Here is a 6,587-nt window from a genome sequence, read left to right as displayed (position 1 = left end):
GCATCGGCATGTCCGGGCTGGGTGTCGGCTCAGAGCCACCCGTGTTCGCGGGCGATCCGGATCGCGTCGCAGCGGTTGCGCCCGTGGGTCTTGGCGATCGCGGCCGAGACGTAGTTGCGCACCGTCCCGGGGGAGAGCGAGAGGGTGGCCGCGACCTCGTTGATGGTCGCCCCCTCGGCCACGTGGCCGAGCACGGTCAGCTCGCGCGGGGTGAGCGGCATCGCGGCAGGCCGGACCACCTCCGCCACCAGCCTGGGGTCGTAGACCCGTCCGCCCCGGGCGAGTTCGCGGACCGCCGAGATCAGCGCGCCCGGCGGTACGTCCTTGAGCAGTACCCCGGCGACGCCGTCGGCGACCGCGCGCTGCAGGTCGGAGGAGCGCGGCACCGCGATCAGCAGCAGCACGGCGGTGGCCGGTGCGTGGTCGCGGATCAGGGCGGCGGTGGCGGGTCCGCCGGGGCCGGGCAGATCCGGGTCGAGGACGGCGACGGTCGGCCTGGTCCGGGCGGCTTCGGCGGCGGCCTCCTCGGCGGTGGTCGACTCGGCGACGACCGCGAGGTCGGCCTCCCGGTCGAGCAGGGCGCCGAGCCCCGAACGGAACAGGTGGTGTCCGTCGGCGAGCAGGACGCTCACGGTGGGGGTCCCGGCGGTGGGGGCCGGGGCCGAGCGGAAGGGAGGGTGGTCCAGGAGGGTGATCATCCGGCTACCTCGGTGGCGTTGAAGTGTCGGGCGAACAGGCGGACTGACGAATGGTCAGGCGGAGCCGCGGGGTGCGGCGGGACGGCTCAGCCCCAGCCCCAGGTGTCCTGCGGGCCGGTGGGCAGCGGGGACGGCACAGCGGTGGCGGCGGGGATGGGCAGCGGGGTGGGCAGGCCCGTCGTGATGTTGTCGGTCATGGCCACGTCCCCCGGAGCGCCGTCGGCGGTCAGGACGACGGCGGTCGGAGCGGAACCGGCCACCTGGGCGGTGACGGCGGCACCGGTCAGAACGCTGAAACCAAGAGTGACAATCGTGATGAAACGGACCTTCTGCGACATAAGGGTGCCCGAACCTCTCGCGTTTGGCTGAACCCCGGGCTGCTTCCGGGGATCTGAGGGTGTGCGGCCGACGGTCCGTACCGGGCCCCCTGAGGGGCTGCTGTCCCGGTGTTCCGGTCCGTCGTTCTTGCCGACACCATGAGAGTGGCCGCCCGCAGTGGTCCGTGTCTCTACTCGGAGCTGGCACCAGAGTGCCGTGACACTCTGAGGCCAGCTCGGGTCACCTGCTGCCAGGGCGGGCAGAACTGCCCTGGCCTGCGCGGATGCCGGTCAGGGGTGGCTGGGCAGCTCGTGCAGACCGAGCGCGATCCTGGAGTCGGCCTCGCAGTGCAGAAGGTGCCAACCACTCAGCACGCCGCCGGTGCGGGTCAGTTCGTGCCAGGCATCGCGCAGTCCGTCCTCGGCGTCCAGCAGATTGCCGGCCGCGACGAACACCACGGCGTCCAGCACCTGCGGCGTCACCCGGATCCGCGCGTGGCTGAGCCGGGCCGGCCCCCGGAGCCCGCGCTCCAGGCCGTCCCGTACGACCGGTGCCACCGGGTGGCCGGCCGGTGGACCGGCGGGCGTCTCCAGATGGGCTCGAATCGCATACACACCTGCCAGCCTAGGCACCGACAGCGCGTCGACCGGAAGTTCGAGGTGGCATCTCTCCGCCTGGCAGCAATATGTCGCGGGTCCCGGCCCCGGACGGCAGCTTCTGTCACCGGGAGACCCGTTCGGTGTCCGGTCCTTCACGATTCGTCCATCGGACCACCGTGATTGTCCGTAAGACTGTTCTATGTTCCTGCTCGTGACGGTACGCTGACCGCCTGTCAGGGCCTGTAGATCGACCGGTTCGATTCCGGTCACGGGGAGGGTGTGATGTGGTCCGCACTTCTGGTGACAGGGCGTTGACCGCGTCCCAGCCGATGGGCCTCGACCCGTTCGGCGAAGCGGTGTACCGGACGATGCTGCTCCACCCCGAGCTGGACACCCAGGGCATCGCCGACCGGCTGGAGGCGCGCGAGCCCGAGGTCAGGGCGGCGCTCGACCACCTCGCCGACCTGGCGCTCACCAGGCCCACCGGCGCCGAGGACCGCTGGCGGGCCGTCAATCCCGAACTCGGGCTGGCCACCCTGCTGGCCCGCCAGGAGGCCGAGGCGGCCCGCCGCCAGCAGGAGATCGAGCGCAGCCGCGCCGCGATGGCCGGCCTGATCGCCGAGTACGCGAGCGTGCGCGCCCCCAGCAGCCAGTCCGGGGTCGAGCTGATCGCCGACCTCGGCGAGGTCCGCGGTCGGCTGATCCAACTCGCCTCCGACGCCGCCGTCGAGGTGCTCGCACTCGCTCCCGGCGGCCCGCAGCCGTTACAGGTCATGGAGGCCAGCCGTACCCTCGACCAGGAGACCCTGGAACGCGGCGTCCGGATGCGCACCATCTACCAGGACAGCGTCCGCAACGACCCGGCCACCGTGCAGTACGCGCGCTGGCTGCACGGCCTGGGCGGCGCCGTCCGGACCACGCCCACGCTGCCGCTGCGGATGATCCTGGTCGACAACGCCACCGCGATCGTCCCGATCGACCCGGAGGACCCGCGCAAGGGCGCCGTGCTGCTGCACAGCCCCGGCGTGATCGCGGCCCTGCGCGCCCTGTTCGAGCAACTCTGGGACCAGGCCATCACGTTGGGCGAGACCGTACAGCGCGACCCGCGCGGGCTCACCGCCCAGGAGCGCGAACTGCTCCGCCTGCTCGCCGAGGGCCTCACCGACGAGCGGGCCGGCCAGCGGCTCGGCGTCTCGCTGCGCACCGTCCGCCGGATGATGGCCGACCTGATGGTCCGGGTGGACGCCCGCAGCCGCTTCCAGGCCGGCATCCAGGTGGCCGCCCTCGGCTGGCTCGGCGAGACCACCGCGCGCTGACCGGAGGTCACCTCCGCTCCCCGTCCCGACCCTTGGACCATTGTGGTTGCCCGGAAGTGGGGCGACTGAGCACGATGGGGCCCGTGCGGGCGGGGAGCCGCCCGAGGGCCGAAGGGGGCAACGGGGATGTCGGACGACGTGGGAGACAGAGCAGAGCGGGTCGAACAGCGGGTCACCTGGGCGGAGTTGTTCTTCGACCTGGTGTGGGTCTTCGCCATCACCCAGATCGCGGTGGCGCTGGCACACGCGCACTCGCTGCTGGAGGTGGCGGCCGCGATCATGCTGTTCCTGCCGCTCTGGATGGGCTGGGTCGGGGCGGCACTGCTCGGCAACGCGACGGGGGAGAGCCTCGACGGGGTGCACGGGCGGCTGCTGGTGTTCGCGCTGGCGGCCTGTGGGCTGGGCATGAGCGTGGCGGTGCCGGACGCCCTGGGGGACCGGGGTGTGCTGTTCGGGGTCTGCTACGTGCTGATGCGGCTGATCCTGTGGCAGCGGATGCGGCGCTGGCCGACCTTCGGCGGGCTGCGGATCGAGCCGTTCTCGGTCAGCCTGCTGGTGAGCGGGCCGCTGTTCCTGCTCGGCGCCTTCCTGGACAGCGGACCGCGCCAAGTCCTGTGGGCGGCCGGGGCGCTGATCGAGGTGCTGGGCACCACACTGCTGGGCAAGCGGCTGGACCGCGCCAGGTTCGAGACCTCCCATCTCCCGGAGCGGTTCGGCCTGTTCGTCATCATGGCGCTCGGCGAGACGGTGATCGCCTCCGGCGGGCACGTCTCGGACGGCCACCTCGGTACGGTCGCCCTGCTCACCCTGGGAGTGGCGTTCGTACTGATCGTGCAGCTCTGGTGGGCCTACTTCCACTACAGCGCCCCGGCCGCCCGGCACAGTCTGGACGTCGACCCGGTGCAGGCCAGGATCGTCCGGGACGTGTTCAGCTACGCGCACCTGGCGTACGCGGTGGCCATCATCCTGATGGCGGTCGGGCTGGAGGAGCTGCTCGCGCACCCACGTCAACATCCGCACGAACTCCCGCAGTTCATGCTGGCGCCGGGAGCGGCGCTCTACCTGGCCGGGTTCTGCTACGCCCGCTGGCGGATGTTCGGCGCGGCCGCGGTGCCGCGTACGGCGGGCGCCCTGGCCTGTCTGGCCCTGGCCTCGGTCGCCTCGGCGCTGCCGCAGGCGGTCACGGCGGTGCTGGTGGTGCTGGTGCTCGGTGCGGTCAACGGGGTGGAGGCGTTCATCGTCGAGACCGGCCGCCCGCTGCTGCTGCTCCGGATGCCGGGCCGCCGGAGGGTCACGGAGTAGGGCTCGCGCCGAGCAGCGCCTCGCCGAGCGGGGTGCGCAGGTAGAGCACGGTGCGGCCGGTGCGGTGCGAGACGGCCAGGCCGGCCGCGCGCAGTGTGGTGAGGTGGTGCGAGACGGTGGGGGCCGGCATGCCGGTGCGGGCGGCGAGTTCGGTGGTGGAGGCGGGTGCGCCGAGCTCGGCCAGCAGGGCGGCCCGGGAGCGGCCGAGCAGGGCGGCCAGCGCGTCGGGCGCCCGGTCGCGGGGGCTCTCCCAGAGCGTGGCGATGCCGCGCGGCGGGTAGACCAGGCCGGGCTGACGGGGCGGGGTGCTCTGGGAGAAGACGCCGGGCCAGACGAAGACGGTGGGGACCAGGATCAGACCCCGGCCGCCGTCCAGGGTGCGGGTGGCCTCGTAGAAGCGGTGCCTGACCCGGAGGGTGTCGTCGGACCAGCTGACCTGGGGGTGCAGCGCCTCGAAGAGTTCGGCGGCGCCCCCGTGCGCTATCGACCGGGCGCGGTACAGGACTTCGCCCTCGACCAGGCGCTGGATCCGGCTCCAGTGCGGCCGGATGGCGACCTCCCAGTAGGCCCAGATCTGGTCGGCGAGCCGGGCCAGCCCGTCGGCGGGGTTGCGGTGCAGGGCGGTGAGCGGGGCGGGAAGCGGGCCGGTGAGCAGCTCCAGGTCGGCCCGGACGGTCTCCGGCGGAGTGACCTCCAGCGCGGCCAACTCGTCCTCGAGGGACGGGGATTGGGTCTGCGGGACGGGCGTGAGGAAGCTCGGCACGTAGTAGGTGGGGATCGGCACCAGGGCGAACAGCAGCGAGAGGTCCACCGCCGGGAGGGCGGCCCGGGTTTCGCGGGCCCAGCCGAGGTGCAAGGGTTTGCCGCCGGGGTCCTTGAGGGCCTCGATGCTGGTGACCACCTCCCAGAGCGGCGAGTGGCCGAACCGGGTCCGGGCCAGGTCCTGGGCGGAGAACTGCAGGCTGAGCACGGTCCGCCTCCGGACGATTCGAGCAGGATGAAATCTGTGGGCGGCCCGGGGCGGCGCTGGCAGGGTCGTCCCCGCGACCGGCACTCATTTCAGCAGACCGGTCCGCGTTCTGGATGAGGGGGCCGTCGGCCATGCGTACCTTGCGGAGATTCGGCCTGCCCCGGGTGGCGGGGAACGGCGGGCTGGTCGGTGCCAGCGTGATCGACAGCCTGGGCACCGGGCTGGTGCTGGCGTTCGTGCTGGTCTACTTCGCCCGCACCACCGAGCTCGCGCTGCCGGTGATCGGCGGGGCACTCACCCTGGCCCGGCTGCTCGCGGTGCCGACGGCGGTGACGGTGGGTCCGCTGATCGACCGCTGGGGCCCGCGCAGGCTGGCGCTGGCGGGCAACCTGATCTCGGCGGTCGGCTACACGGGCTTCCTGTTCAGCCAGCAGGTCTGGCAGATCGTGGCGGCCGCCTGGCTGGCCCAGGTCGGCGCGGTGACCTACTGGACGTCGAGCACCGGACTGGTGGTGCTGGCGGCGGACGGGGCGGAGCGGCCGCGCTGGTTCGCGATGATCCACATGCTGCGCAACGTCGGCCTCGGGCTCGGCGGCGCACTCGGCGCCTTCCTGGTCGGCATCGGTGGCACCGCCGGGCTGCGCGGGGTGGTGGCGGCCAACGCGGTCAGCTACCTGGTCGCCGTCCTGCTGCTGTGGCGCTGGCGCCCGGCGGCCCGGGCGGTACCGGGCAAGGCCCCGGCCGGGGGCGGCTACCGGACGGTGCTCCGGGACCGGCGCTACCTGCTGCTGGTGGCGATCAACGTCTGCTCCGTCTTCTCGGCGCTGATCCAGAGCCTGCTGGTGGCCGTCTACATCACCGAGGGCCTGCACCGCGAGGCCTGGATCGCCGGTGCGCTGCTGGTGCTGAACGGTGCTCAGGTCGCGCTCACCCAGACCCTGGTGAGCAAGTGGCTGGAGCGGTTCCGGCCGACCAGGGTGATCGCCGTGGCCTGCGGGATCAACGCGCTGGCCTTCGGCATCTTCGCGGTGCTGACCCGCACCCCGGGCTGGGCGGTGCCGGCCGGTCTCTTCCTGGCCATGCTGCTCTACACGCTGGCGGAGACCGCCGCGACACCGTTCGCCGAGGAGCTGAGCGTCTCGCTCGCTCCCGAGCAGCTGCGCGGCCGCTACCTGGCGGTCTATCAACTCTCTTGGACCCTGGGCCAGACCGTGGCCCCCGGCCTGCTGACCCTGCTGCTCGCCGGGGGCGCGACCCGGCCGTGGCTCTTCCTGATCGGCCTCAGCCTGGCGGCGGTGCCCGCACTGCTGCTGCTGGAACGGCTGACCACCACCCGGCCGGCGCCCGCCGAGCTGGTCGCGGCGGCCTGACCACGCGGCGGGCC

Annotated in this window: 7 protein-coding genes; 3 read left to right on the top strand and 4 right to left on the bottom strand. The window is 72.8% G+C overall.

The window, feature by feature from the left end; all coding sequences use genetic code 11:
* Nucleotides 1-29: 29 nt before the first annotated feature.
* The 3 genes from ASC99_RS14560 to ASC99_RS14550 form a co-directional block, all read right to left on the bottom strand.
* A complete protein-coding gene (locus tag ASC99_RS14560; RefSeq protein ID WP_057231973.1) occupies nucleotides 30-698 on the bottom strand; it encodes a response regulator transcription factor in 669 nt (222 codons plus the stop codon).
* A gap of 86 nt (nucleotides 699-784) precedes the next feature.
* The gene (locus ASC99_RS38510) at nucleotides 785-1,036 is read right to left on the bottom strand and encodes a hypothetical protein (protein WP_057231971.1); all 252 of its coding nucleotides are present in this window, start codon (nucleotides 1,034-1,036) and stop codon (nucleotides 785-787) included.
* A 270-nt stretch (nucleotides 1,037-1,306) separates the two neighbouring features.
* Nucleotides 1,307-1,630, bottom strand: coding sequence for a hypothetical protein (locus tag ASC99_RS14550; protein WP_157531522.1), 324 nt, complete (start codon nucleotides 1,628-1,630; stop codon nucleotides 1,307-1,309).
* A 296-nt stretch (nucleotides 1,631-1,926) separates the two neighbouring features.
* Here ASC99_RS14550 and ASC99_RS14545 point away from each other — a divergent pair, with 296 nt between their 5' ends.
* Entirely contained in the window at nucleotides 1,927-2,931 is a 1,005-nt protein-coding gene (locus ASC99_RS14545) for a LuxR C-terminal-related transcriptional regulator (RefSeq protein ID WP_235502500.1), read from the top strand.
* Between the two features lie 138 nt (nucleotides 2,932-3,069).
* Nucleotides 3,070-4,233 carry a low temperature requirement protein A gene (locus tag ASC99_RS14540; protein ID WP_162257877.1) on the top strand — a complete coding sequence of 388 codons (1,164 nt, stop codon included), beginning with the start codon at nucleotides 3,070-3,072 and terminating at the stop codon, nucleotides 4,231-4,233.
* Here the strand turns inward: ASC99_RS14540 and ASC99_RS14535 are convergent.
* Nucleotides 4,223-5,203 carry a DUF5937 family protein gene (locus tag ASC99_RS14535; protein ID WP_057231963.1) on the bottom strand — a complete coding sequence of 327 codons (981 nt, stop codon included), beginning with the start codon at nucleotides 5,201-5,203 and terminating at the stop codon, nucleotides 4,223-4,225. The two genes, ASC99_RS14540 and ASC99_RS14535, sit on opposite strands and share 11 nt — an antisense overlap.
* Nucleotides 5,204-5,334: 131 nt before the next feature.
* Between ASC99_RS14535 and ASC99_RS14530 the strand changes: the two genes are divergently transcribed.
* Entirely contained in the window at nucleotides 5,335-6,573 is a 1,239-nt protein-coding gene (locus tag ASC99_RS14530) for an MFS transporter (protein ID WP_063857080.1), read from the top strand.
* Nucleotides 6,574-6,587: the final 14 nt, after the last annotated feature.

It is taken from the genome of Kitasatospora sp. Root107 (assembly GCF_001424875.1).
Taxonomy (GTDB): Bacteria; Actinomycetota; Actinomycetes; order Streptomycetales; family Streptomycetaceae; genus Kitasatospora.
This window is presented reverse-complemented; position numbering and strand designations above follow the sequence as displayed.

Coding starts and splice junctions, on each gene's coding strand:
- ASC99_RS14560 (WP_057231973.1), bottom strand. CDS start 698: ATGATCACCCTCCTGGACCACCCTCCCTTCCGCTCGGCCCCGGCCCCC.
- ASC99_RS38510 (WP_057231971.1), bottom strand. CDS start 1,036: ATGTCGCAGAAGGTCCGTTTCATCACGATTGTCACTCTTGGTTTCAGC.
- ASC99_RS14530 (WP_063857080.1), top strand. CDS start 5,335: ATGCGTACCTTGCGGAGATTCGGCCTGCCCCGGGTGGCGGGGAACGGC.